The organism is Bacillus sp. BF2-3 (assembly GCF_008368795.1).
Taxonomy (GTDB): Bacteria; Bacillota; Bacilli; order Bacillales; family Bacillaceae_G; genus Bacillus_A; species Bacillus_A cereus.
On sequence record NZ_QOSA01000034.1, the window covers coordinates 31,576 to 58,406 of the forward strand.

Here is a 26,831-nt window from a genome sequence, read left to right on the forward strand (position 1 = left end):
GCACCATTTCTTCATGATTTTGCATTACACTTTAAGTAACGATTATAAATATGGAGGGCTCTCTATGATTGATATACTGCTCGTAGACGATGAACCGAGAATGCTTGAATTATTAACGCTTTATCTTACACCAATTGGATATAACTGCGTATGTGCGACTTCAGGAGAAGAAGCTATTTTACATATAGAAAATCAAAACTTTAAATTTGTTTTACTCGATATTATGATGCCAAAGATGGACGGATGGGAAACGTGCAAAAAAATCCGATCTTTTAGTAACATTCCTATTATTATGGTTACAGCTCGTGATCAAACAGTAGATGTCGTTCAAGGATTAAAAATTGGAGCCGATGATTACGTAACGAAACCTTTCCATGAAGAAGAACTTTTCGCAAGAATTGAAGCCGTTTTAAGACGTACAAATGAACATAAACAAATCCAATATCACGGTATTGTATGGGATGAAACAAAACACTTCGTTTCTGTCCATAATGAAGAACTCCTTCTCACACCAATTGAATTTTCTTTACTCGGATTATTTTTACGCCATGTGAACTACGTATTAAACCGTGATCAGCTCATCGAACGAATTTGGGGGTTAAACACAAATACAGAAGATCGCACAGTCGATTCACATATTCGTAATTTACGTGATAAATTGCGAAAAGCAAATTTCCCTATTGATCATCATTTAAAAACCGTGTATGGAGTAGGTTATCGATGGATTAATACTGAACAGTAAGGGGCAAAACGATGAAACGAATTTCAATTCAATTCGGATTTTATTTTTTAATTGTTACACTTTTAATTGAAAGTGTTCTCTTTATTTTGCTCTATTATAGTCTTGTAAACACTAGAGTAAATGAAGAAATGACAGCTTTATTAAAGCGAGGAAATAGTCATCGAGATGTACTTGAAAAATATTACGATGAGCAAACCATCTCTCACGTAGCATTAATGGAATCTGAAGCTGAAACAACTGTCGTTATTACAAATGCAAATAAAGAAATACTAGCTAAATCTAACGAAATAAACACGACTATAAACGATCATATTAGTAAAATGCAAACTCGAACAGACCATAATGGAGCGATTATAGAAAATCATTGGAAAACATCTAATTATATATGTACAGTTAGCCCCATTGTAGTAGATGGAAAACATGAAGGCTATGTGTACATGTTTCTTGGAACAGAATCAATTGAAAAGTTAGTTAATGGATTAACGAAACAATTCATTATTGCTGGTGCCATCACGTTTCTACTCACAGTCATCACAATTTTCCTATTATCTCGATTATTAACAAAACCATTGTTACACATGAAACATGCCACTGAAAAAATGAGTAAAGGTGATTTATCTGTTTCATTAACAACTACTCGAAATGATGAAATTGGTGAACTAGCATCATCTATTCAGACGCTCGCAAATGATCTACATTATATGAAAACAGAGCGAAGTGAATTTCTAGCAAGTGTTGCTCACGAATTACGAACACCGTTAACATACGTAAGAGGTTATGCTGACATTGCTTTAAAAGAAAGCACCCCTTCTGAACAACGTTTGCGATATTTATCAATTATAAAAGATGAGTCTGATTACATTACAAACTTAGTTCAAGATTTATTTTCACTTGCACAAATGGAACAACATAACTTTTCTATTCAAGTAAAGGAAGTGCATTTACACACCTTCCTTACGCGTATATGTGAAAAAGTAAACGCCATGTATAAAGAAAGGTACATTAAAGTTTCTTTCTCTTGTCCTCCTACACTGCTAGTAAACTTAGATGAACAACGATTCGAACAAGTTGTTGTGAATATTTTAAATAACGCTTATAGACATTCAAAAGAGCATTCTCATATAAACATTTCTGTTACAGAAGAACATAAACATATTTCCATTGCAATTGAAGATGAAGGCGAAGGTATTCCGCTTGAAGACCTCCCTCACATTTTCGAACGCTTTTATCGAGTTGATAAAGCAAGATCACGAGCTACAGGTGGAACTGGTTTAGGACTATCTATCGTGAAAGAAATTGTAGAGCTACACGGCGGGACGATTACTGTCACGAGTGAAGTTGATCATGGATCTTGTTTTATCATTTCATTACCATCTGTAAAGAAACACGACTACCATCAGTAGTCGTGTTTCTTTATCCCGCATTAACGGGCAGTAAGACCCCCTACATCAAAATTCAGCGGAAGCAAAGAAGTTAGGTGGGGGATCAACTGCCCGTAAAAGCCCGATTGGTTCAACTAATAATCAGTGGGAGATGAACAAAACCCCCACTGATTAAAGTTTCACTTTATCATTTTACTTTATAATATAAATTTACAAATTGCCCAAAACGTTTCGTATCCGTTAAAGTTAAATTAATTTCTGGATTCTTTTCTTTAAATAATGGGACACCTGAGCCTAATATATGCGGTGTAATCGTAACAATATATTCATCAATTAGATTATTTTTAAAGAATTCTCTCAGTAGCTCTCCTCCACCAACCATCCATATTTTAGACCCTTCTTGTGCTTTTAACCTTTTTGTAAACTCCACTACATCTTCATTTACAAATTCCACGTTTCCGTCTGAACCTTTTTCTGAACGAGAAAAAACATAACATGCTTTATCTAAGTACGGGAATGTTTCCGTATGCTCTACTACATAATCGTACGTTTTCTTTCCCATAATTATTGTATCAATCGTTTCGTACATTTCTGTATAACCATTATCTCCCTCTCCTTCCGTTTCCATTAACCACTCTAAATCATCATTTTCTTTCGCAATATATCCATCTAAACTCGCCGCTATAAATAAAACTATTTCACGTGACATATCTTTTCCTCCTTGTATCTCATCTTGATAACATATGATGTAAACAATATACTAACAATAAAACATGACAATTTATGTCACGTTAAAAAGAAAAGGTGATACATTTGTCAAAAGCTAAACGCTTATTAGATATTCTTATATTTGCTTCTGCGAAAAAAACATTTACAGCTCAAGAAATAGCTGATGAATTTAATATTTCCGTTCGTACGGTTCATAGATACATTTTAGATTTAAGTGATATGGGGTTGCCCATTTACGCAGAACAAGGTCGTAACGGCGGCTATAAAGTATTAACGAATAGAGTAATTCCGCCTATTTTATTTACGGAAGAAGAAGCAGTCTCTATCTTTTTTGCTTTTCAATCTTTAAGTTACTATCGCGACTTACCTTTTAACACAGAAATCAATTCCGTTACACATAAACTGTATAGCTCCCTACAACATGATGCGAAAGTGAAAGTTGATAAAATACGTTCTTACATCGCTTTTTGGAATCCGAAGCGCACAATTGATACACCTCTTTTAAACGAAGTGTTAACCGCGGCTATTGAAAATAAAAATTTACACTTTCAATACGAATCTAAATCGGGGTTAAAAACAAAACATGTTCATCCTATCGGTGTATATGCTCATGACGGGCTATGGTACTTACCGTCCTATGACTATGGCAGGAAAAAAGTATTACTATATCGCATCGATCGTATTCTTTCCATATTATCAACGGAAGAAAATGAGGATACATTCATGAATTTAGAAGAGTGGTTTGCCTCTAACTCTAACGTAGTACACATCCCTACTCAGTTACATGTTTTACTGACAACAGAAGGCGTACGCCAATGTAAAAGCGTCCCTTATCTTGAGGAATTCGTTATAATAAACGAGGATGGGACAGGATATATAAATTCAACAATTGATAAAGGAGAAATCAATTTTATTACCCCTTTATTTTATAGACTCGGAAAAAATGCAAAAGTTTTAGAACCGACAGAATTGATAGATGGTTTACGTATACGTGCGAAAGAAATTTTACATATGTATGGAGACGAAAAAAGCTGCTAAATATAAGCAGCTTTTTCGTCGATTTGTTTCTATTATTTTGATTGTTGACGAATATCGAACCACCAACGATTTTTCTCATTCATATTCTCATTGCCACTAAACCCACTGTAACGGAAAGCATCAAGGAAGATTGAATCTAGCTTATCCTCATCTACAAAATAACCTAAGTTAACCTTCACCGTTTGTCCTGGTGTGATACTGCCAATATTGTAAAAGCTTTTCCCTTCTCCGTGAGGTTCTAAATAATCAACTTCGCCCGTCATAATATTTTTTTCTGTAATTCCATCTCTTTCAGCGTAATTCCATACATTCCCCTTACTTTTAAGCACTTGTATGGATGGATGCATATAGATTTCTTCTGTCGCCTGTTTACCTATATTTTTCACTGTTGTTGTCAGGTAGACAAATTTAGGATGAATTAATTTTGATTCTACTAATTGATCAATTGAATCTTTACCATTTCCAACTTTATATTCATCCCGTCTATATGGTATCAATTGTCCAGCTTGATCCAAAGCCTGATTCCTACTTAGTATTCCTAAGCCCAGTTCATTAAAGTTTTCTTGTTTAAAATCTTTGATTGAATCAAAAACTTCAACCTTTTCTATCACATATTCAATTTTGCTGTTATCCATGATAATCGTTACTGGAACTTTTTGTCCTATATGAAATAGTCGTTTACTATCTTTTTTCAAAGGAATCACCTTAGTTTTTTTAGGCTTACTTTCGTCGCTAAAATACTTTTTATCATAATCTGTTATATGTGATGCCTTTTCTTTTGACGTAGGCTCAAGTGAAATACTCCCTAACACATCCACCATTTGTTCTTCATTTATATCGTTTCCAATATAACTTTGTAACATGATCCCTTCTTCCTCAAAGAATAGAAAAACTACCCTGTCCATCATTAAATCTTTGTTACCAGTTTCTCTATGGACAATTACTGCCTTCTTACCATTTATCTCTTTTTCTTCATAACTTTTCGAGTACAGAGTTGGAAAATCTGAATTTCCCCCTACTCTCCAAAGAACGAATGAAAAGCCTCCATTTGCATAGTTATCTTTAAATGAATATTTCATAGCAGAGTCATCAATTGCTTCCATATTTTCTGGCAATTTACCAACCTTCAACTTATACCACTGATCACTCTTTTTCGAATCCTTATTTGTTAAGGAAACATTTACTTCATAATTTTGTTTTTGAACAATCATATTATAGACTTTTACTGCACCAAAAACGGTTGTCGGCATACCAATCAATAAGCAGGCAGCAGCGATTAACATACGATGTCTTTTACTCTTTTTCTGTGGTCGCTCGCCCTTCAGCTTCATTTCCTCCATAAACAGTTTCTTTTTGCGCGTATATGTATGTGAAAATTCATGTTGTTCTTCGGATTTATCAAAATCATCTAAAGCAATTTTTTCAGCAAGTTCATATATTTCTTTGGAGTTCTTTGAATTCGTCATGTTGTATACCTCCTATCATATTTTGGACTCGTTTTCGAGCGCGTTCAAACTGCTTGCGGACATTAGCCTCCGTAATCCCCATTACACTTGAAATTTCTTGATACGTTAAGTTATAGAAGACTTTATACTTAAACACCTGTCTGTTAGATTCATTTAACTCTTTTAGCAATGTATCAATTTGAACCTCAGACATTTTACGTTTTTCCCACTCTTCAATATTTTCATCTACTGCTTCTATTGATTCTCTTTCATATTCTTCTAAAAATGTTTCATGTCGTTTATTTTTCCGGTAACTATCAATCGCCTTGTTTTTCGCGATCCTCAAAATATAGCGTTTAAGCTCTTCAGTGCTCAAGCTATGGAGCTTTTCCAAGTTCTTATAAAGAGTAATAAACGTCTCTTGAACCGTATCTTCAGCCTGTTGAATATTATTTAAAATAGAATAAGCTACATAATAAATTTTTTGTTCATACAACTCATATAGCTCTTCCATCTTTTCATAATCTTTGTTTGTAACTTTCATATAATTCCTCCTCTCACTCTATATAACGAATGAGCACTGTAACTTTGTGACACTGCAAAATCTTTTTATAGATAAAATTTAATAATAGAATAAACAAAAGCCCAATTTCTCTATTTTAACTGAGAAATTGGGCTTTTTAATATTAGAATTTTCCTGACTGTATCTCTAAGAAAAATTCTTTTACACCTTTTCAATATGTATTATTTGCTCTATCGCTTCTTTTAACAAATGCTTTGTCTCTTCAAAGTTATGATTCTGTTTTTCTCCCGATTGTACCATATAAAACTCAGCAAACGGGCGCTCTTTATATCTTGGTACGACATGCATATGGTAATGTGTTAACTCGTTAAATACTCCACCATTTTGACAAACTGTAACTCCATCTGGTTTGTATAATGCCTTAATCGCTTTTGCAATCAGCTTAGAAGCATCCATAATGGATTTTGCTACAACATCATCTAATTCGTCTACTTCTACAACATGTTGCTTTGGCACAATTAAAGTATGTCCTGGGTAGAAAGGCGCATGATCTAAAAAGCAAGTTACATAATCATCTTCATATACTTTATATACTTTATATATTTTTTTCTCTTCGTTTGCTAATTTACAACCTAAACAGCCCACTACACTTTCCCCTCTTTCTAAAAACATAAAAACGTGAGAATACGGCTCTCACGTTTTTATGTTTCATTTTATTAGTTCAATTGTTTCCGTAACCTTTATACTATCTTTTACAGATTGAACAATCGTACAATTTTTCACTGCAAGTTGCAGCGCCTTGTCCAGCTGCTCTTCTGTAATGTTTTCTGCTTTAATTTTATAGTGCAAATGAACACTTTCAACTGGCTTCGATAAAGCTTCACTTCTACCAATTTCAGTTTCGATTGTAAACGTATCATATGTAATACGTTTCTTTTCTAAAATTGTTCGAAAGACAATTGCACTACATCCTGCGATAGAAGAAATGAGTAATTGTAACGGTGAATACCCGTTTTCTTTTCCAATCACTAATTGACCATACGATAAATCTGCTTCTATATCATCGTGTTTGATTGTTAGTTTCATTTGTTTTTTCCATCTCCACTTTCATCGGTTTCTGCCGTTTCTTACTAATATAATAATATATATAGCAGAAAATGATAAATGGAATACCACAGTATAACGCCATTCTTTGTTCAGGAATAAACGCTAAACTAATAACAACGATGCTATTTGTAATTAAGGCTAAAATTGGGACAATTGGGTATAGTGGTGTTCTATACTTTAAGTCCTCTAACTTTCCTCCGCCTTTTATATACTGACTTCTAAAGCGAAGTTGCGATAGAGCAATAATGATCCAACTTGAAACAGCCGATAAACCAGCTATCGATAATAAATACATGTATACTGTATCTTCTGCAAGGAAACTTGTGAATAGAGATAATCCAGCTACCGCAATCGTTACGACTAGCGCTGTAATTGGAATACCACGCTTATTTACTTTCTGGAAGGAAGTTGGTGCCATTCCCTCATTTGCAAGTGACCATAGTATACGCGTCGCTGCATATAATCCAGAGTTCGCTACAGATAATAACGCAGTAATAATAACGAAGTTCATAATATCAGCTGCGTATGGAATACCAATTTTATCAAATACGACTACGAATGGACTTTCAATTACGCCTGCTTCTTTCCAAGAAATTAATCCTACTAAAATCGTCATTGTTAAAATGAAGAATAACATAATGCGCCATACTGTATTACGGATTGCACGTGGAATTGTTTTTTCTGGATTTTCACTTTCTCCCGCTGCAATTCCGATTAACTCTGTTCCTTGGAACGAGAAGTTAACTGTAATCATTGTAAGTAATACGGCAGCTAGTCCATTCGGGAAAAGTCCACCATCGCTTACAAAGTTAGAGAAAAGAGGTGCTGCTTCTTTTCCGTCATATGATATAAATCCTAATAATGCACTACCACCAAGCACAACAAATGCAAGAATTGTAATTACTTTAATACTAGAGAACCAAAATTCTAATTCGGCATAACTTTTCGCCGAAATTGCGTTTGAAGCATATAAAATAACACCGAATACAAGGCACCATACCCAAACATCAACATTTGGAAACCATCTTTTCATCATTAAACCGATTGACGTTAATTCTAGACCCACTGTTACTGCCCAGCCGAGCCAGTATAACCAGCCAATCATAAAGCCCGTTCCTGGTCCAATAAACTTCGTCGCATACTTTTGGAAAGATCCTGAAACCGGCATCGCTACCGTTAACTCTCCAAGACAAAGCATTGTTAAATACATAATAAATCCGCCTACTAAATATGAAAGGATGGCTCCCCCTGGTCCAGCCTGATTAATGGTGTAACCTGAACCTAAGAAGAAACCAGTTCCGATTACACCACCAAGTGCGATCATAAATAAATGTCTACTCTTCATCGTACGATGTAATTTCTCATTCGTTGGTTGCTGCATCTAAATCCTCCCCCTACCATACCCCTATATCCTGTTAAAATTTTCTGATAATAAAAATATACACGAAAGCGATTACATTTTCTATATAAAATTAAAACTTTTCTGATAAAACAATATAAAAATCGAATTATTGCAAGATTTAGATTCTATTTAGAGGAAAATAAGGAGAAACAAGGAAAAAACCCTTACATATATTGTAAGAGTCAACGGAGTTCTAATCTTCTCGATAAAATTGATAAACTATAATTTACGATAAAGTACATACAAGCTACTACTATAAACGTCGGAATCATGTAATTCACATTTTGCCCGCTAATAATTTGAGCATTATGCATAAGCTCAGGGAGTGATATAACAACCGCTAGCGACGTATCCTTCAGCAATGAAATAAATTGACTGACAAGCGGCGGAACCATTCTCCTTAATGCTTGTGGCAAAATAATATGCCAAAGCGCTTGAACATACGTTAATCCCGAAGATCTTGCAGCTTCAACCTGCCCTTTTTCAATAGACAATAGACCACTTCTAACAATTTCAGATATCATTGCTGCCTCAAATATTGTTAAAGCAACAATTGCAGCTGTTATAATTTCTAATTTCAAGCCTGCTTCTGGAAGTGCAAAATACGTGAAAAATATAATTAACAGTAGTGGTAAGTTTCGAATCACTTCAACTATAACTCCTAATACTTGTGAGACGACAGGTATTTTCGTGTAGCGCAATATACCGATTACACTTCCAATAATAAAACTAAGTACAATTGCTATGAGCGCTACCTCTAATGTTATAAGTAATCCTTTTAATAAAAATAGAATATGATCTCCTGTAATTGCTCCCTTGAAATCCATTTACACCGCCTCCTTTGCTAAGCGTTTTTCTAAATAACGCACTAGCATACTGAGCGGAATTGTTAATATTAAATAAAACATCCCGACAAATATATAAACATCAAACGTAACAAACGTCTTCGTTGAAATTAAATCTCCTTGATACATTAAATCAGCACCAGCAATAATTCCAAGTATTGAAGAGTTTTTAACTAAATTGAGAAACTGGTTTCCTAAAGGGGGAATTACAATTTTCACTGCTTGGGGTAAGACAACATAATACATCGCCTGCACATACGTTAGCCCTGAAGAGCGAGCAGCTTCCATCTGCCCTTTCGCAACTGATAAAATACCAGCGCGAATTACTTCTGCAATAAAAGCTGCCGTATATACCGTAAGCGTAACTGTTCCTGCTACAAAACCATTTAAAGTAATTCCTATTACAGGTAAAGCAAAATAGAATATAAATGCAATTAATACAAGTGGAATATTTCTTACAAACTCCACAAAAGCTGATCCTATCCAATTTAAAATGCGAATAGGTGCAATACGCATTACTGCCAAAATTACTCCTAAAATAAAACTACCTATCAATGCAATTACACTAGACATAACTGTATATTTAAACCCTTCTAAATACATATCAATGTTATTCGTTAATATAGAAAAATCAGGCACATATTCTCCCCTCTTTCTTTACAAGAAGAGGATGAGTACTCTCATCCTCTCACTTTTACTATCTACTTTTCTGGTTTTTGTCCAATCCACTTCTCATATAATTTGTCATACTCCCCGCTTGCTTTCATGTCTTTAATTAAAGTATTAATCTCTTTCGTTAAATCATCTGCCCCTTTTTGCACTGCAATTCCATACGGTTCATCTGTGAAAATTTTTCCTACTACTTCATAATTAGAATCTTGTTTTGCCATTCCGTAAAGGATCGCATTATCTGTCGTTAACACATCACCTTTACCTGCCTTTAACGCTGTAAATGCCTCACTATAATTTTCAAACTCTAATACAGTCGCTTCTGGTGACTTTTGACGAATGTTATTTGTAGATGTTGATCCTTTTACAGCTAATACTTTAACGCCTTGTTTTATATCATCGACGCTCTTAATATTGCTTCCTTTTTTCACAAGTAACGATTGTCCTGCTTTAAAATATACATCTGAAAAATCCACTTCTTTTTTGCGTTCTTCCGTAATTGTCATTGTTGCAATAATTGCATCAATATCACCATTTTTCAGCATTGGAATGCGTGTTTTAGACGTTACTTCTTTCAGCTCTAGCTTCTTTTCATCTCCAAGAATCTTTTTCGCCAGTGCCTTGGCGACATCAACATCGAATCCTTCTACCTGCCCTGTTGAAGGATTTTTTAATCCAAATAAATTCGTATCATTCTTCACCCCAACTACTAATTTCCCTCGTTTCTTAATTTGCTCAACAGCCCCGCCTTGCTTCGTATTTGTTTCCTTTGCCTCATCTTTCTTACTTCCGCATCCAGCAACAACAAGCACGAATAAACATGAAAATACGATTAAAGTAAATAACTTTTTCATTTTAAGCATGAAATTCCTCCTCTAATGATTTAGCACCCGACTTAAAAATAAACGGGCTCTTTCTTGTTCAGGGTTTGCAAAAAAGTTCGCCGGTGTTGTATCTTCAATAATTTGGCCATCATCCATAAATAAGATCCTATCTGCTACCTCTCTAGCAAATCCCATTTCATGCGTGACAACGACCATTGTCATCCCTTCTTTAGCCAGTGCTTTCATAACATCAAGTACCTCTCCAATCATCTCTGGATCAAGAGCAGACGTAGGCTCATCGAATAGCATAATTTCCGGCTGCATTGCAAGTCCTCTAGCAATTGCCACCCGTTGCTGTTGTCCTCCGGATAATTGATGTGGATATACGTTAGCCTTCTCAGGGATTCCTACTTTCTCTAAATAAAACATTGCTGTTTTCTCTGCTTCTTCTTTGGAAACTTTATTTACTTTAATCGGTGCTAATGTAATATTTTGAAGAACCGTTTTATGTGGATATAAATAAAAATGTTGAAAGACCATCCCAATATTTCGCCGCAATTCATTCATGTCCGTTTTTTTATTGTGTACCTCTGTATTTTGTACAATTAATTCTCCATCTGTAATTGCCTCTAATTGATTTATACATCGAAGCAATGTACTTTTTCCTGATCCTGAAGGCCCGACAACTACCACCACTTCGCCTTTTTTCACTTGCATATTAATATTTTTCAAAACTTGAAAGCTACCATAATATTTATTTACATTACGAAATTCTATCAACATACTCCCCCTTCCCCTAACAATGCATGTACATTCTTTTTATATTCAAAAATAGGCAAAAAAATAACTTCCAGCCTCATTTTGTCCATAAAAAAAAGCAAAGGCATTTTCCCTTTGCTTTTTCATTTCTATTCTATTAAGTTAAGATACTTCTTCTTTCTTATCTTTCCCGTATTCATGCTCCCAAAAATCAGCATTTTTAATTCCTAATGGCCCTGGATCGAATACTGGATCTTTTCCTTCTTTTTTCTGTTTTTCATAATCCTTTAATGCGACTAATGCAGGTTTTTGTAACAATAAAATCGCAATGATATTTACCCATGCCATAATTCCTACCCCAATGTCGCCTAAAGCCCAAGCCGTTGCTGCTGTTTTTATACAGCCGTAGAATACAGCTCCTAAAAATACAAACTTTAGTACCATGGACATCCAAGGGCGATCTTTATCACGATTTAAGTACGCGATATTCGTTTCTGCAATGTAATAATACGCCATAATTGTTGTAAACGCGAAGAATAATAACGAGATTGCAACGAAACCATTTCCAAATCCAGGGAAAACAGATTCTACCGCCGCCTGTGTATATCCTGGTCCTGGCTGAGCGCCGTTTAGTTTATTAACGATAAAGTTTTTTCCGCTTGCATCAAATACGTTATACATGCCTGTAATAATCATCATAAATGCTGTTGCTGAACAAACAAATAATGTATCAATGTAAACGGAAAATGCTTGTACTAAACCTTGCTTAGCTGGATGTGATACTTCGGCTGCAGCTGCTGCGTGTGGTCCAGTCCCTTGTCCTGCTTCATTGGAATAAATACCACGTTTTACCCCCCAAGAGATTGCTAAACCGATAATACCACCGAAAGCAGCTTCTAATGCAAATGCACTTCTTATAATTAACATAAATGCTTCTGGCAATTTTTCAATATTCATAGCAACAATGACGCAAGCTACTAAAATATAGCCTATTGCCATAAACGGTACGACAACTTGCGCTACGTTAACAATTCGCTTTACTCCACCGAAAATGATAAGAGCTAATACGACAACTAATATAGCCCCTGTTACGGTAGTATTAATACCAAAAGCAGTTTCTAAACTTACAGCAATACTATTTGCTTGTACACCTGGTAGTAAAAGCCCCGTTGCAAGAATTGTCGCTGCAACGAATACTAAAGCATACCATTTCACACCTAAACCTTTTTCAATGTAATAAGCAGGTCCACCACGAAACTGCCCTTGATGTTTCGTCTTATATATTTGCGCGAGTGTTGATTCTACATAAGCTGATCCTGCTCCTAAAAAGGCTACTGCCCACATCCAAAATACAGCTCCTGGTCCACCGAATGCAACCGCTGTTGCTACCCCAGCGATATTCCCTGTTCCAACACGTCCTGATAACGAAAGTGCTAACGCTTGGAATGAAGAAACACCAGCTTCTGATTTTTCCCCTTGAAATGTCAGCTTCACCATTTCTCCTACATGTCTTACTTGTAAAAACTTCGTTCGAATAGAAAAATATAAACCTACTCCTAAACATAAATAAACAAGTGCTGGACTCCAAACAATATTATTTAACCAATTTACGAAAGCTTCCAACATTCCCCCTCCTTTTTATAAAGAATATTCAGAATATATATAAAATTATAAGTGTATACCGAATCTAGGACAATATTATTTTAATAAAGTAAACATATTTTTGTATAAAAAAACAAAGTATATATTTGTTTTATATACTTTGTTTTGAACTAAATGTATTATATATTCACAATTGCTTCTCTTTTAATAATTCTTTCGTATAGCTCTTCTGATAATTTCAAGAAGTTATCAGGCATATCTTTCCCTTTAAACTTCTTTTGAAGCGTTCCATATAAACCTATATCACGTAAACGTAAAAATAGTGGTAACGATTCATACCAACTATCCGCCAGCCTGTGCTCATACTCATATCCTTTTCGTAACACTTGTAACTGTTTACGAGCAAAATCTGTCTTCTCTTCTGCTGTCCACGGTGTAAATAGAACAGAGTAGTATAAAACCATCGCTAAATCATGTATAAAGTAATTATAAGCAGCATCATCAAAATCAAAGATTGTTAGCTCTTTACCATCATAATGAAAATTGCCTTGATGAATATCACCGTGCATAAGACCGAACGTTTCTCTTTCAACTGGAAGAGCCTTAATTTCATCCATTAATACCGCTGCAATCTCTTTCACTTGACCATCTTCTAATTCATTAACAATTCCACTTTCGTCTTCTTCCCACGTATCACGGTAGTCTGTTTTAGGATAATCCATTGTAAGGCGATGCAGTTGCCCAATCGCTTTTCCCCACGCTTCAAAATAAGCATCTCCCCAATAAGGCGATTCTGCTCCTTTTACTTGCTCACCTTTTGCATATATAAATAAAGAAGCGAAAAAGAAAGTCCCATCCTCTGCTACGATTTCTTCTACGAGATTTCGAGACGTTGAATAAAGAGGTCCTGCTACCTTTGCCCCATTCTCCGCAACATATCGTAAAAAATCTAGTTCAGCCTCTACCTCTTGTTTAGAACGATGAGAAGAATGTGTTAAACGTAATACATAATCTTCATCATTATCACCCTTCGCCTTAAAAATATAATTCTCAAAATCTCCAAGTGGCTTTTCTTCTACTGTTACATGAAACAAATTCGCTGCTCTTTTTAAAATCTCTTTCGTAAAAACACGTTCTACAGCTATTTCCATATATATCCCTCCTATATATCTTCTTAATTCGACACAAATGTTAGAAGTACTGCTATGAAATTGAATAATGCGTGGGCAATCATAGCTGATAAAATAGAATTTGTTTTCTCATATAACCATGCAAATACTACCCCACTCAAAAAATTCACCAGTAATGTGTTATATGTAGGGATATGGACAACGGTAAATATTATGGAACTAATAAACATACCGCCCCACATGCCATATCTATCACGAAAAAATGTATAAAAAACACCTCGATATAAAATCTCTTCATAGATTGGTGATATAATTGCTGCTCCAATTACCACGATACAGAATGAATAGATTGATTTATCATTTTGGACCGTCTCCGTCTTACTATTTTCAAAGGAAATACCCATTTTCTCCATTATCACTAATACAGCAATACTAGCTACAATTAAGAAAATAACCGCTCCAACTGTCCATAAAAGATCTTTCCATGAAAGCTTCCGAATTCCAATATCTTTCCACGAGAGTTTATATCTTTTGATACAAAAAAGATAAACTACAGTAGTAAATATCACTGCCATTATAAAGCCCATTAATACTCCAGCATATAGTGAGTTACCTATTATTTCTAAAATATATTTATAAAAAAGAGATTCAACAGTTACTGGAACAATAACAAATACAAACATAAATAAATATAAAATTTCTTTCCATCCCCACATATCCCTCAAAGTCATTTATATCATCCCCTATACCCTATTTTCTATAGTATAAAAGATGACGTAACGTAACTTTCAAGCTACTTTGTCAAAAATAATCCAAGCATAAATTTCTCACAAAAAGCAAAAATTAACAGAAGTAACTTTATCTAAAAGAGGTGGAAATTATGACAGAGAAAAAAGAACAACAAGAGAGTACGGGCCAAAAGCATATGTTTCCATCACTTCCGGAAAATATTAATTACATTGAAAATAAGCTATGTCACTCAGATGATATAAAAAAATTAGATGTCCCATTTCAAAACGGAAAAGGAACAATCTTATATATCGAATCTTTAGCAGACCCAAATTTGATTCACCAATTAGCTCTTGAGCCTTTATTAACTCGGTCGGATTTGGCTTTAGATAAAGCTTTTGCCACATTAAATATGAAAAAAGAAACGAATTTAAATTATGGTGTGCAGCTTTTATTACAAGGTAAATCCTTATATTTTCATGAACACGTCGACAGTTTTTTTATTTTCGAAACAGCTTTATCTTTAAAGCGAGATATAGCAGAGCCTGATAATGAAGGGATTGTGCGCGGTCCACATACTGGTTTTGTAGAGGATCTAGCAACTAATTTAGCTTCGATTCGTAAGCTCATAAAAAGTCCAAATATCGTCGTTAAATATTTCACACTTGGTGAAGAAATGCATACGAAAGTGGCAATTGCTTATATGCAAAACATAGCGAATGACGATTTAGTTACAGAAGTAAAAAGAAGGTTAGAAACGATTAAGACAGATGCACTTATGCCTCCAGGATATATACAAGAATTTATAGAGGATACGTCTTTCTCACCATTTCCGCAGCAATTAAATACAGAGCGTCCAGATAGGACCGCTGCAAATTTAATGGAAGGACGAGTTGCTATTTTATCTGATGGAGATCCCACAGCGCTTATCGTTCCTGTTACGTTATTTGCTTTCTATCAATCACCAGACGATTATAATAACCGCTGGATTGTCGGTTCTTTCGTCCGAATGATTCGCTTAGTGAGTTTCTTGATTGCTTTTCTCTTACCAGCTATATATATCGCAACCGTAGCCTTTCATCCTGATGTATTGCCGCTCGAACTTGTGTATACAATTAAAGCTTCATTAGAGAAAGTACCACTTCCTCCTATTTTTGAAGCTCTCTTAATGGAATTAATCTTTGAATTATTACGGGAAGCTGGTATTCGCTTACCAAGCCGAGTTGGACAAACAATCGGTATTGTAGGTGGTTTAGTAATTGGTGATGCAATTGTAAAAGCTGGACTTGTTTCTTATACGATGATTATTGTTGTAGCTTTAACTGCCATCTCATCTTTTCTCGTTCCATCAAACGATATGAGTTCAGCAGTTCGAATTCTTCGTTTTCCATTAATGATTCTTGCTGCTATATTCGGATACGTCGGAATATCATTCGGTCTAATTATAACTTTCGTTCATTTATGTCAATTACATTCATTTCATACGCCATATCTTTCTCCTGTTGCCCCGATGCGGATAAAAGATATGAAAGATTCTTTCGTAAGACTTCCAATTTGGTCGTTTTGGGAACGACCACATGATCCAAAACCGAAAAAAATGCAACGACAACATGTAACGAGAGAGGATGAGGACGGTGACAAACACGCAAAGTAAAATTTCGCTCGTTCAATTTACCTTTTTCGTTATTCAATGCCAAATCGGAGTTGGTATCCTTTCTCTACCTAACCGTCTTCACCCAATAGCAAAAGGAGGTGGATGGATTTCCGCTCTCGTCGCTGGGCTTGCAATTCAACTTATTATTTTACTTATGTGGCTTTTCTTAAAGCGATTTCCTGATGCAGATATGTATGAAAGCGTTTGTATGCTATTTGGTAATAAGTTTGGAAAACTATTAGGTTTTGCTTATGTTTTTTATTTTACGCTTATTGGTATGACGGTTATGTTGAATGCTTGTAATGTCATTAAAGTATGGATATTACAAGCTACTCCTTGGTCTGCCATTCTCATGCTATTTACGATAGCTTGCTGCTATATAGCCTATAATACATTTAAAGTCATCGTACGATTTTATGTCATGGCCTCTATCCTCATTATTCCAATGGCCCTTTTAATTGCCCTAGGGCTTTCCCGAGCTGATTTCTCTTATATTTTTCCCATTACAGAAGCCGGCTGGTGGAATATAATTCAAGCATCCAAGGAAACAATTACAGCCATGTATGGTTTTGAAATCATTCTTATCGCTTTTCCAAAAGTAAATGGCAGTTCTGTCGCAAAACTGAAGGCCATTTCTATCGCTAATGGATTTGTAACACTTTTTTATACTTTTACTGTTTGGATTTGCTTTATCGTATTTAGTCCAAAACAAATTGAGCTTATTCCAGAACCAGTTGCTTACTTATTACGCTCCTTACATATCGGAATTATAGACCGAACTGATTTACTATTTATACCAATTTGGATGATAACTGTTGCAGCTTCTATCGCTAGTTATTATTGCGCTGCTTCAATCGGAATAGGACATATATTCAATCTTGCTAATCATAAAAAAGCTGTTCCAATCATTGGTATTATTGCTTTTAGTGTAGCCTTATTTATAGATACACCTGAAGAATTAAAAGTAATCTCAACTTTCACTGATAAGTTCACCTATATTTTCATAGTTGTCCTTCCTCTTTTATTTCTACTTTATTCTGTGATACGAAATAAGAAAGGAGAACAGTATGTTCAAAAAAAGAGTTAAATTACTTTTTGTATTATGTAGTAGTTCCCTCCTTTCTGGATGCTGGGATCAAGAACCATTAAGGGAGGCAAGGTTAGCTTATAGTATTGGATCTGATATTACGGAAGAGAATCAACTCCAGCAAACAATCGAGCTCGTAAAAAGTTCAAGCGGAGAGCAATCTTCATTCGAAAATGAAATACATTCAGCAACGGGGCATAACATAAGGGATACAAGCGATGCCCTAAAAAAAAATGTTACTGGGAATATTCGTTATTTTAAATATGGTGTTCAATTACTAGGAACCAAAATCCTAAAAAAAGGTATATTACCTTTTTTAGATGTCAGCTTTCGGGACCCAACAAACCCAACTGCTTTAGTAAAACTTATTGCAGTAGATGGTGAAACATCCGAGATACTAGAAAAAAAGAAAGTAGGAAATTTACTAATTGGAGATTTTCTAAAGAAAAAAGTGAAAAGCTTAGAAGATATGAGTGTATTTCCAAAAGAAACTTTAGAGACAGCTGCTACAAAAATGTTAGATCCCGGTAAAGACTTTACCCTCCCTTCTATAAAAATAAAAGGAAAAGAAGTAATTACAAACGGTCTAGCTTTATTTAACAATGATAAATTAACTGGGCATTTACCTTTGAAACAATCTGTTTTATTCGTATTATTAACCGGAAAAATGGGAACAAGTGCCCGTATAACCCAGAAGCTTACTAGCGATGAATCAGAGAAAACATCTGATTATTTAACAATGGAAATTAGCAACCGAAAGTTAAAACGAGACTTAAAAATAACAACAGATAAAAAAGGAAATGTTTATGCTCACATTAAGCTCCAACTAAAAGTTATAGCGCTTGAAGCTCCGAGAGATAATCTTTACAAAATGGATGAAAGAAAAAAACTAAATAAAGAATTGTCTAAACAACTTACGAAAGAAGCTAAAAAGATAACGAAAAAGTTACAAAAAGCAAACTGTGATGCTTTCGGTATCGGCAGACACCTTATCGCCTACCACCCTGACTTATGGAAGAAGAAAAATTGGAATAAAGATTATGCAAAAGTAAAATTCAAACCTGAGGTAGAGGTAAACATTTTGTACAGTGGTGTCCTAAAATAAAAGGTTGTATGCCGCATGGGCATACAACCTTTTTATTTCGTATATCGATACACAATTGATTCATATGGTCTTAAGCTAAGTTTTGTAATATCCTTGCTAGCATCTTTATAATTCGACAGTAGTATTTCTTGTTTCATTCCATCTAATTGAACGTGCGCTGGTACAGAGTACGTTATTTCTTCTCCATAGAAGTTATTTATAACAAGCAGCACTTCACTTTCTGTAGTACGAGTATATGCCCAAATCTTAGGATCATTTTTATCCAAAATAGCATATTCTCCTTCTGTAATTACATCATACGTTTTCCTAAGTTCTATTAACTTTTTATAATGATAAAATACGGACTCTTTATCTTCTAATGCCTTCTCTACGTTTATTTCTTTAAAGTTTTCAGCCGCTGAAATCCAAGGTGTACTTGTTGTAAAACCACTGTTCATCTCTTCATTCCACTGCATCGGAGTGCGAGAGTTGTCACGAGATTTTTGCTTTAAAATCCCGATAATCTCTTCTTTTGATAGCCCTTCTTTTAGCTTTATATCGTATATATTTAACGATTCCACATCACGATATTGCTCGATGGACTCAAATTTAGGATTCGTCATACCGATTTCTTCCCCTTGATAAATATAAGGCGTTCCTTGCAGCATGTGCATGGCTGTCGCTAACATTTTTGCAGATTCGTTTCGGTACTTTCCATCATCACCAAAGCGTGACACGATGCGAGGCTGGTCATGATTACACCAAAATAACGCATTCCATCCTCCGCCCTTTTGCATTTCAATTTGCCAGCTAGACATAATCTCTTTTAATTTAATAAAATCAAAATCAGCCTTCGTCCACTTATCACCATTCGGATAATCTACTTTTAAATGATGGAAACTAAACGTCATACTTAATTCATTACGCTCAGGGTTTGAATATTTAATACAATTATCAATTGTCGTAGATGACATTTCTCCAACTGTAATTACATCTTTTCCTGCAAAAACATTTCGGTTCATCTCTTGTAAATATTCATGAACACGCGGACCATCTGTATAATACTTGCGTCCATCACTTGTCGCAGTACTACCTTCATCGTTTAAGAAACATTGGTCTTTTGAAATTAAGTTAATGACATCTAATCGGAATCCTGTTACTCCTTTATCCAGCCAAAAACGCATCATATCATATACTTCTTCACGAAGTTTTTCATTTTCCCAATTTAAATCAGCTTGTGTTTCATCAAATAAATGTAAATAATATTGCTCCGTCTTCTCATCATATTTCCAAGCAGATCCACCAAACTTAGACTGCCAATTATTTTTTTCATCACGCCAAATATAGTAATTACGATATGGACTATTTTTATCTTCCTTCGCTTCTTTAAACCACTTATGTTCAGTCGAACTATGATTTACAACAATATCAAGCATAATCTCAATGTTACGTACTTTCGCTTCTGCTAAAAGTTCTTCAAACTCTTCCATCGTTCCGTAAGATGGATCAATGCTGTAGTAATCACTTACATCATATCCATTATCATTTTGTGGTGATTGGTATATCGGTGTTAACCATATATAATCCACTCCGAGTTCTTTTAAATAATCTAGTTTCTCTGTAACACCTTTTATATCCCCGGTTTCTCTATTGTAATAACTATTAAAGCTCTTCGGATAAATTTGATAGACTACACTTTTATGCCAATCCTTCATGTTTAACTTCCTCCTACTTCTGTTTGACTCTTTTTGCAAATAACCATGTTAAAGTAAACGGGATTACAACTGCAATAATCATTCCTACAATAAACATTGGAATCGATTTCGGAATGATAGAAATAAATGCTGGCAATCCGCCAATTCCGATAGCAGGCGCTAATACACCATTTAATGTAATGAATATCGCTGCCACAGCAGATCCTATAATCGCTGCATAGAACGGGAACTTATTTCGTAAATTCACCCCAAACATCGCTGGTTCTGTAATACCGAAGTATGCTGAAATGGCTGATGTTGATGCCATACTTTTATCATTTTGATTTTTAGAAATCCAGAACATCGCAAGTGCCGCACTACCTTGCGCAATGTTAGAAAGAGCGATCATCGGCCAAATAAATGTCCCGCCATGTTGTGCAATCAATTGTAAATCAATTGCAATAAACATATGATGCATACCTGTAATTACAAGCGGTGCATATAACGCTCCAAATAATACTGCTCCAACTACTGGTACTGTTTCATATACACCTACTAATCCTACTGTTAATAAATCTCCAATATGACGTGTAACCGGACCGATAATTCCTAGTGCTAACACACCTGTCACAACGATTGTTGTAATTGGTACAACTAATAATTGAATTGCATTTGGTACATGTTTCTTTAAGAAAATTTCCACTTTACTTAATACAAATGCTGCTACTAAAACAGGTAAAATTTGTCCTTGATATCCTACCTTCTCAATTTGGAATAGTCCTAAAATATTGAAGTACTCAATCTTTTGACCCTCTAAACCAGTCGCTGCTTTTCCATAGTCCCAAGCGTTTAATAAGGCCGGGTGCACAAGCATTAATCCCATAACAATCCCTAGTATTGGACTACCACCAAAACGCTTCGTTGCTGACCAACCGACAAGTGCTGGTAAGAATACGAATGCTGTATTGGCCATCATATTAATTAAATCCCAAAGCCCGCCTAAGTTCGGATAAACATCTAATAAATTTTTCCCATCAAAAAATAAGTCCTTTGCGCCTAATAGATTGTTAATACCCATTAGTAAACCAGCTGTTACGATCGCTGGTAATATCGGCATAAATACATCCGAAAATATTTTTACAAACTTTTGAGCTGGATTTAACTTCTGATTTCCAGAGTCTTTTACGTCCGCTACAGTCGATTCTTTCATACCTGCAAGCGTTATCAATTCAGCGTAAACACGATCTACATCCCCTGGACCAATTACAACTTGAAATATACCAGCGTTATGAAACGCTCCTTTCACTAATGAAACAGACTGTAATTTATCATTATCTATTTTACTTTCATCTTTTAAAGCGATACGGAGCCTCGTCACACAATGTGCAGCTTGTTCAATATTGTCTTTCCCACCAATATACTGCAACACTTCCTCTGCTGTTTTACGATAGTCTTTCCCCATATTCCCGTCCCTCTTTTCTTTTTTTGATACCGTTTACAATTACATATTAACTCGTATATATAAGTTAGTCAACACTCGTATATACGAGTTTGTGTTTTTTTTATAAAAAAAAGAGATGAAACAATATTTTGTTCCACCTCTTTACTTCCTGCGTGCCACATCCGAAAAGTGAAAAATATCTAAACGGTGGCGTGATTCTGTATATTCAAACTGACTTCCATCATACAAATGTGTAAAGTTTTTCACAACGACAACATAGTCTGTTCCATTTAAATCTAAATACTTTCTGTCATCCTCTGTACATGGCTGTACTTCTATTACCCTCTGCGAATAACTAATATGTAGCCCAAGCTCTTTCTCGATGTATTTATAAATCGATGCAGTTGCAATTTCTTTCGTTAATCCTGGAATAAACTCAGATACAAAATGATTTATATCTAAAATTACTTTTTCTCCATCAATATTTCGTACACGTTTAATATGGTCAATCTCTGTTTTTTCTTTTACATTTAATAATTTCGCAATGTCTTTTGTGGCTTTTTCTTTGTCCATTTCCACAACTTCCGTAATACAATGACGTCCTAAACGTTCATTTTCTTCTTGGAAACTTACAATACCGCCAAAATTAAATTCAATATTTTTTCGCTTTAAAACAAAAACACCTTTTCCATGAATTTTTTGCACATATCCACGCTCTTGCAGTAAATCTACAGCTTTTCTTACCGTGCCTCGGCTTGCCTCATACTGCTTCATTAATTCTGTTTCTGATGGGATTTTGCATCCCTCTTTTAATTGTTTATTATCAATAGATTTACTGATTTCTGTATAAATTTGTTCATACTTACTCATCATCTACAATAGCCCCTTGTCACCTTCTAATTCTATATGTATTATAACATGCTTCACTCTTCTGCCAATCTCTCACTTATTTTCCAGTACAAGAAAAATATAGGTAAATATTTAATCTTTAAAACGTATTTTTATAAAAATTTTTATATTTTTCTTTTCATTCAAAAAAACATGTAGTATACTAACTTCAAAATCAGAGGAGAAAGGGAGCAAAGAACTATGCTTACTTATACAACAACTGTAGTTACATTTGCACAAAAACATCATCATCATACGTAACCCTTGAAACCTAGCGGAAAAATTACGCGTAGGTACAAGGGTTATTCCCGTTGTACCTACGCTTTGGCGAAAGAGCCATGTAGGTATTTTTTTATCTACATGGCTCTTTTTTTATTGTCAAAAAGCTAGTAAAAAATGATGTTTAAGCAAAACTTACTACAAAGGAGTTAACAAAAATGGAAACGAAAAAATGGGGATTATGGGTTTTAACAGCATTTGTTATCGGGAATATGGTTGGCGGTGGCGTATTTATGCTTCCGGCAAATTTAGCACAAGTATCAGGGCCAATGGGTTCTACACTCGCATGGAGTATTACAGGCCTTGGCGTATTTATGATTGCACTTGTATTTGGAAATTTAGCGATTCGGAAACCAGAATTAAAAGCTGGACCACAAAGCTATGCTCAAGCGATGTTTCCTTCAAAAAAAGCTGGTAAAGTTGCAGGATATAGTATGGCATGGGGATATTGGGCTGCTAACTGGGCTGCAACAGCATCTGTTATTATTTCCTTTGCTGGATATTTATCAACATTCTTTCCAGTTTTACAAAGTAAGCAAATTCTTTTTTCAATAAATGGATTTTCACTGGAACTCGGAAAAGGATTAACTTTCCTCGTATGTAGCCTTATGCTGTGGGGAATTCAATATATTCTTTCTCAAAATATTGATCGCGCTGGAAACATGAATCTACTTGCTACCATTGCAAAAATTATTGGATTTACAATGTTTATTGTAATTACATTATTCATTTTCAACGCCTCTAATTTCGGAGACGGTCAAACCTTTATGAATGAAGCTGGACAATCAATCTCATTAGGTGGACAAATCAATTCAGCTGCTATTGCAACACTCTGGGCATTTATCGGTATTGAATCAGCAGTTATGCTTTCTAATCGTGCAAAATCACAGCGCGATGTAAAAAAAGCTACGATTTTCGGATTAATTATCGCTCTTCTTATTTACATGTCAATTACTTTACTTACAATGGGAGCTCTTCCGCAAGATGCTTTAAAAGAGTCTCAAAAACCATTAGTAGACGCATTAAATTTAGCAATTGGAAATAAAGGTGCATATATAATGGCTTTACTCGCTCTTATATCTTTATTTGGATCTACAGTTGGCTGGATTGTTGTTAGTTCAGAGGTACCTTACCAGGCAGCAAAAAATGGACTTTTCCCTAAGTTTTTCGGGAAAACAAATAAAAAAGGTAGTCCTGCAAAATCATTATTGATTACAAATGTAATGACGCAAATTTTCTTATTTTCAACGATTTCTGGTACTGTTTCAGAAGCGTATAGTTTCGCTATCGTCGTAGCAACATTAGCCTATTTAATTCCATACCTTGTTTCTACCTTGTACCAATTAAAATTAGTTATTACAGGAGAAACGTATGATATACTGCCAGGATCTCGAGTAAAAGATGGAATCATTACTACATTGGCGTTGGTATACTCCATTTGGGTTATCAAAACGGGAACTGCTGATTTAAAAACGTTCTTCTTAGGAATTGGATTGTTCGTATTAGGTCTTATTCTTTATCCAGTACTAATGAAAGACTCACAAAAAACGGATTAAATAAAGAGAAGCTGCTGGCTTCTCTTTTTTATTAAAAATCTGTAATTAACTTTTCTTTTAGCTCTCCTACAGATAAAGGTTTCGCATAATAAAATCCCTGTACATAATCACAGCTCATTGATTGTAACAAACTCTCTTGCTCTACTGTTTCTACTCCTTCAGCAACTACTGCTAAATTTAAACTATGAGCAATTTCAATAACGGATTTTACAATCGTTCGTTCTGGTTGTGCGTGATCATAATGAAATTCACGAATAAAATTACGATCAATTTTTACAATATCCAGTGGTAGTTGTTTTAAATAATATAAGGAAGAATAGCCAGTTCCGAAATCATCCAAAGCAATTAAAACACCCATATTTCTTAATTCTTGTAATGTAGCAATAATATAATCAAAATGGCGGACTGCAATACTTTCCGTTATTTCTAATATTAAACGGTTCGGAGGAAAACCAGTTCTCTTTAAAATGCTACGTACTGATAAAATAAAACGTTTCTGCATTAATTGTTGTATAGATAAATTCACAGATAACTTTAGTCCTTCTTGATAATTCGGCAATGTTTTAAACAAGCGACATGATTTTTCTAATACCCAGTCTCCTAGTTTTATAATAAGTCCAGACTCTTCAGCTACAGGGATAAATTCGCTTGGTGAAATAGGTCCGTCTTCTGTCATACAACGTACTAGAGCTTCTATACCAGAATATCTCTTCGTTTTCAAATCAATAATAGGCTGCAATGCTACATCTAACTCTTCATCACGAATTGCCTTTTGCAAAGCAAACTCAACTTTCATTCTACGATTTATTTTCGCGCGTAGCTCATCTGTAAAGAAACACGCAGCGTTTCTCCCCTGTTCTTTTGCACTATACATAGCTAAGTCAGAGTTTTTCAATAACGTTTCCACATCTTGTCCGTCTTGTGGATAAGAACAAAGTCCTAGACTAGCTGAAATGTATACTTCATGGCCTTCCAGCATAAATGGTGCCTGAAAACATGACAATACAGATGTCGCTAACTGACTCATATCATCTTGTCTATGATTTTTTGTTAACAGCACAAATTCGTCGCCACCTAGCCTAGCCAGAACATCTTTCTCTCCTAGTACATAATGCAACCTTGAAGCAACTTCACTTAAAAGTAAATCCCCTATCATATGACCTAATGTATCATTTACTAATTTAAAACGGTCCAAATCAAAGTAAATCATACCAAATTCTTTTTTATCTGCAATCAATTCGTTAACGGTCGTTATTAATTGTAAACGGTTAGGCAAACTCGTTAAAGCATCATGATAGGCAAGTTCCCTATAACGACTTTCACTTAGCCGCAATCTATGTTCCGCTTCTTTTCTACTACTAATATCATTTCGAATTGCGATAAATTGGTATGGCTCTCCTTTTTCATTTAAAAATGGAACAATTGTTGTTTTGACCCAATAATATGTACCATCTTTTGCTCGATTCCGAATCTCACCTGTCCATACTTTCCCATTCAAAATACGTTTCCATAAATCTTGAAAAAAGGTTTTTGGATGATGTCCTGAATTTAAAATACGGTGATCTTTTCCAATTAATTCTTCTCTTTTGTATTTAGAGATTTCACAAAATTTATCATTTACATATGTAATAAGACCTTTTCGATCTGTAATTGCAACAATTGAAGACTCATCTAATGCTAACTTTAAATCTCGCAATGAAGAGTCATATAATGCATGACCTCTCTGTTCTAGCATGCGCATCTCTCCTTGCTTCTATCTGACTAAAACACAACCTGTTTCTCTTCATAGAAATAGAGATATTTCATTTTCTAATACTAGCCCATTACATAAATTATCTTTTTGAATAGACCGATTAAAATAACATAATATTATTTGTAATAAAAAGCAATATTATACCGTTCTAATTATAAATAGTAGCTTCTCATCTCCCTAATTATTTCGTACCTTATTATACTGCAATCCCTTTAAGTGGCTCTATGCAAGCCTTGTTTCCAACTAATACCACTCACATCTGATCTCTTTGTTTTTAATAACGAAATAGAAATTAGAACATACTACATAACTATTCACGAATAATAATATAAAACTCTACATCAATGTATATGTTTTTGAATTACAATAACAAAATATTAACATATTTTCACCTTAATTTTGGAAGTATTTTATAAATAAATACCGTATTAAACTAAAAAAGAGGATAGCCTCTTTTTTAGTTTAATAC

At 34.8% G+C, this 26,831-nt stretch carries 24 protein-coding genes; 7 read left to right on the forward strand and 17 right to left on the reverse strand.

Annotated features, from left to right (window positions below; all coding sequences use genetic code 11):
* The first annotated feature begins 64 nt into the window (after window positions 1–64).
* Together DN401_RS22480 and DN401_RS22485 are read left to right on the forward strand one after the other, a co-directional pair.
* Window positions 65–742, forward strand: a complete 678-nt coding sequence (locus DN401_RS22480; RefSeq protein WP_000565469.1) for a response regulator transcription factor — start codon at window positions 65–67, stop codon at window positions 740–742.
* Between the two features lie 11 nt (window positions 743–753).
* Window positions 754–2,145: a sensor histidine kinase gene (locus DN401_RS22485; protein ID WP_000822528.1), complete on the forward strand. Its 1,392-nt coding sequence runs from the start codon at window positions 754–756 to the stop codon at window positions 2,143–2,145.
* A gap of 166 nt (window positions 2,146–2,311) precedes the next feature.
* Here the strand turns inward: DN401_RS22485 and DN401_RS22490 are convergent, their stop codons facing one another.
* Window positions 2,312–2,833, reverse strand: a complete 522-nt coding sequence (locus DN401_RS22490) for a dihydrofolate reductase family protein (protein WP_000085779.1) — start codon at window positions 2,831–2,833, stop codon at window positions 2,312–2,314.
* A 104-nt stretch (window positions 2,834–2,937) separates the two neighbouring features.
* Here DN401_RS22490 and DN401_RS22495 point away from each other — a divergent pair, with 104 nt between their 5' ends.
* A complete protein-coding gene (locus DN401_RS22495; RefSeq protein WP_000030256.1) occupies window positions 2,938–3,891 on the forward strand; it encodes a helix-turn-helix transcriptional regulator in 954 nt (317 codons plus the stop codon).
* A gap of 32 nt (window positions 3,892–3,923) precedes the next feature.
* Here the strand turns inward: DN401_RS22495 and DN401_RS22500 are convergent, their stop codons facing one another.
* From DN401_RS22500 to DN401_RS22560, 12 genes are all read right to left on the reverse strand, one after another.
* A complete protein-coding gene (locus tag DN401_RS22500; protein WP_000185128.1) occupies window positions 3,924–5,357 on the reverse strand; it encodes an ECF-type sigma factor negative effector in 1,434 nt (477 codons plus the stop codon).
* Window positions 5,323–5,880, reverse strand: coding sequence for an RNA polymerase sigma factor (locus tag DN401_RS22505; RefSeq protein ID WP_000869258.1), 558 nt, complete (start codon window positions 5,878–5,880; stop codon window positions 5,323–5,325). Before DN401_RS22505 ends, DN401_RS22500 begins: the two co-directional genes overlap by 35 nt.
* A gap of 180 nt (window positions 5,881–6,060) precedes the next feature.
* Window positions 6,061–6,504, reverse strand: coding sequence for an HIT family protein (locus DN401_RS22510; RefSeq protein ID WP_000501833.1), 444 nt, complete (start codon window positions 6,502–6,504; stop codon window positions 6,061–6,063).
* 63 nt (window positions 6,505–6,567) lie between these two features.
* Window positions 6,568–6,945: an OsmC family protein gene (locus DN401_RS22515; protein WP_000778843.1), complete on the reverse strand. Its 378-nt coding sequence runs from the start codon at window positions 6,943–6,945 to the stop codon at window positions 6,568–6,570.
* Entirely contained in the window at window positions 6,920–8,347 is a 1,428-nt protein-coding gene (locus tag DN401_RS22520; protein ID WP_001187097.1) for an amino acid permease, read from the reverse strand. Before DN401_RS22520 ends, DN401_RS22515 begins: the two co-directional genes overlap by 26 nt.
* Before the next feature lie 203 nt (window positions 8,348–8,550).
* Entirely contained in the window at window positions 8,551–9,195 is a 645-nt protein-coding gene (locus tag DN401_RS22525) for an amino acid ABC transporter permease (protein WP_000345960.1), read from the reverse strand.
* Entirely contained in the window at window positions 9,196–9,852 is a 657-nt protein-coding gene (locus DN401_RS22530) for an amino acid ABC transporter permease (RefSeq protein ID WP_001112667.1), read from the reverse strand.
* 62 nt (window positions 9,853–9,914) lie between these two features.
* Window positions 9,915–10,745 (reverse strand): glutamine ABC transporter substrate-binding protein GlnH, encoded by an 831-nt coding sequence (gene glnH / locus DN401_RS22535; RefSeq protein WP_000916491.1) that lies wholly within the window; start codon window positions 10,743–10,745, stop codon window positions 9,915–9,917.
* Between the two features lie 12 nt (window positions 10,746–10,757).
* Window positions 10,758–11,489 (reverse strand): amino acid ABC transporter ATP-binding protein, encoded by a 732-nt coding sequence (locus DN401_RS22540; protein WP_050551988.1) that lies wholly within the window; start codon window positions 11,487–11,489, stop codon window positions 10,758–10,760.
* Window positions 11,490–11,627: 138 nt separating this feature from the next.
* Entirely contained in the window at window positions 11,628–13,088 is a 1,461-nt protein-coding gene (locus tag DN401_RS22550; protein WP_000387163.1) for an alanine/glycine:cation symporter family protein, read from the reverse strand.
* Window positions 13,089–13,246: 158 nt separating this feature from the next.
* Window positions 13,247–14,218: a phosphotransferase enzyme family protein gene (locus DN401_RS22555; RefSeq protein WP_000401644.1), complete on the reverse strand. Its 972-nt coding sequence runs from the start codon at window positions 14,216–14,218 to the stop codon at window positions 13,247–13,249.
* A gap of 23 nt (window positions 14,219–14,241) precedes the next feature.
* Entirely contained in the window at window positions 14,242–14,928 is a 687-nt protein-coding gene (locus DN401_RS22560; RefSeq protein ID WP_000175182.1) for a CPBP family intramembrane glutamic endopeptidase, read from the reverse strand.
* 149 nt (window positions 14,929–15,077) lie between these two features.
* On the opposite strand from DN401_RS22560, the gene gerKA reads away from it, so the two are divergent.
* Genes gerKA through gerKC form a run of 3 tightly spaced genes read left to right on the forward strand, consistent with a single transcriptional unit; the run spans window position 15,078 to window position 18,772 of the window.
* A complete protein-coding gene (gerKA, locus tag DN401_RS22565) occupies window positions 15,078–16,580 on the forward strand; it encodes a spore germination protein GerKA (RefSeq protein WP_000136669.1) in 1,503 nt (500 codons plus the stop codon).
* The gene (locus DN401_RS22570; RefSeq protein WP_000185798.1) at window positions 16,561–17,667 is read left to right on the forward strand and encodes a GerAB/ArcD/ProY family transporter; all 1,107 of its coding nucleotides are present in this window, start codon (window positions 16,561–16,563) and stop codon (window positions 17,665–17,667) included. Before gerKA ends, DN401_RS22570 begins: the two co-directional genes overlap by 20 nt.
* Entirely contained in the window at window positions 17,648–18,772 is a 1,125-nt protein-coding gene (gerKC, locus tag DN401_RS22575) for a spore germination protein GerKC (RefSeq protein WP_149287938.1), read from the forward strand. The genes DN401_RS22570 and gerKC overlap by 20 nt, the downstream gene beginning before the upstream one ends.
* 32 nt (window positions 18,773–18,804) lie before the next feature.
* Here gerKC and treC read toward each other — a convergent pair whose 3' ends face one another.
* The 3 genes from treC to treR all read right to left on the reverse strand — a co-directional run bounded on the left by treC (window position 18,805) and on the right by treR (window position 22,759).
* Window positions 18,805–20,466 carry an alpha,alpha-phosphotrehalase gene (gene treC / locus DN401_RS22580; RefSeq protein WP_000656141.1) on the reverse strand — a complete coding sequence of 554 codons (1,662 nt, stop codon included), beginning with the start codon at window positions 20,464–20,466 and terminating at the stop codon, window positions 18,805–18,807.
* Window positions 20,467–20,479: 13 nt separating this feature from the next.
* Window positions 20,480–21,907: a PTS system trehalose-specific EIIBC component gene (treP, locus tag DN401_RS22585; protein ID WP_000513942.1), complete on the reverse strand. Its 1,428-nt coding sequence runs from the start codon at window positions 21,905–21,907 to the stop codon at window positions 20,480–20,482.
* A 141-nt stretch (window positions 21,908–22,048) separates the two neighbouring features.
* The gene (gene treR, locus DN401_RS22590; protein WP_000987240.1) at window positions 22,049–22,759 is read right to left on the reverse strand and encodes a trehalose operon repressor; all 711 of its coding nucleotides are present in this window, start codon (window positions 22,757–22,759) and stop codon (window positions 22,049–22,051) included.
* 452 nt (window positions 22,760–23,211) lie between these two features.
* Here treR and DN401_RS22595 point away from each other — a divergent pair, with 452 nt between their 5' ends.
* On the forward strand, window positions 23,212–24,609 hold the full coding sequence (locus DN401_RS22595; protein WP_000448441.1) for an amino acid permease: 1,398 nt from the start codon (window positions 23,212–23,214) through the stop codon (window positions 24,607–24,609).
* A gap of 31 nt (window positions 24,610–24,640) precedes the next feature.
* On the opposite strand, the gene DN401_RS22600 is transcribed toward DN401_RS22595, so the two are convergent.
* Window positions 24,641–26,344: a putative bifunctional diguanylate cyclase/phosphodiesterase gene (locus DN401_RS22600; RefSeq protein ID WP_000893345.1), complete on the reverse strand. Its 1,704-nt coding sequence runs from the start codon at window positions 26,342–26,344 to the stop codon at window positions 24,641–24,643.
* Window positions 26,345–26,831 lie beyond the last annotated feature (487 nt).

Coding starts and splice junctions, on each gene's coding strand:
- DN401_RS22480 (WP_000565469.1), top strand. CDS start 65: ATGATTGATATACTGCTCGTAGACGATGAACCGAGAATGCTTGAATTA.
- DN401_RS22485 (WP_000822528.1), top strand. CDS start 754: ATGAAACGAATTTCAATTCAATTCGGATTTTATTTTTTAATTGTTACA.
- DN401_RS22490 (WP_000085779.1), bottom strand. CDS start 2,833: ATGTCACGTGAAATAGTTTTATTTATAGCGGCGAGTTTAGATGGATAT.
- DN401_RS22500 (WP_000185128.1), bottom strand. CDS start 5,357: ATGACGAATTCAAAGAACTCCAAAGAAATATATGAACTTGCTGAAAAA.
- DN401_RS22505 (WP_000869258.1), bottom strand. CDS start 5,880: ATGAAAGTTACAAACAAAGATTATGAAAAGATGGAAGAGCTATATGAG.
- DN401_RS22515 (WP_000778843.1), bottom strand. CDS start 6,945: ATGAAACTAACAATCAAACACGATGATATAGAAGCAGATTTATCGTAT.
- DN401_RS22520 (WP_001187097.1), bottom strand. CDS start 8,347: ATGCAGCAACCAACGAATGAGAAATTACATCGTACGATGAAGAGTAGA.
- DN401_RS22525 (WP_000345960.1), bottom strand. CDS start 9,195: ATGGATTTCAAGGGAGCAATTACAGGAGATCATATTCTATTTTTATTA.
- glnH (WP_000916491.1), bottom strand. CDS start 10,745: ATGCTTAAAATGAAAAAGTTATTTACTTTAATCGTATTTTCATGTTTA.
- DN401_RS22540 (WP_050551988.1), bottom strand. CDS start 11,489: ATGTTGATAGAATTTCGTAATGTAAATAAATATTATGGTAGCTTTCAA.
- DN401_RS22555 (WP_000401644.1), bottom strand. CDS start 14,218: ATGGAAATAGCTGTAGAACGTGTTTTTACGAAAGAGATTTTAAAAAGA.
- DN401_RS22560 (WP_000175182.1), bottom strand. CDS start 14,928: ATGACTTTGAGGGATATGTGGGGATGGAAAGAAATTTTATATTTATTT.
- gerKA (WP_000136669.1), top strand. CDS start 15,078: ATGACAGAGAAAAAAGAACAACAAGAGAGTACGGGCCAAAAGCATATG.
- gerKC (WP_149287938.1), top strand. CDS start 17,648: ATGTTCAAAAAAAGAGTTAAATTACTTTTTGTATTATGTAGTAGTTCC.
- treC (WP_000656141.1), bottom strand. CDS start 20,466: ATGAAGGATTGGCATAAAAGTGTAGTCTATCAAATTTATCCGAAGAGC.
- treP (WP_000513942.1), bottom strand. CDS start 21,907: ATGGGGAAAGACTATCGTAAAACAGCAGAGGAAGTGTTGCAGTATATT.
- treR (WP_000987240.1), bottom strand. CDS start 22,759: ATGATGAGTAAGTATGAACAAATTTATACAGAAATCAGTAAATCTATT.
- DN401_RS22595 (WP_000448441.1), top strand. CDS start 23,212: ATGGAAACGAAAAAATGGGGATTATGGGTTTTAACAGCATTTGTTATC.
- DN401_RS22600 (WP_000893345.1), bottom strand. CDS start 26,344: ATGCTAGAACAGAGAGGTCATGCATTATATGACTCTTCATTGCGAGAT.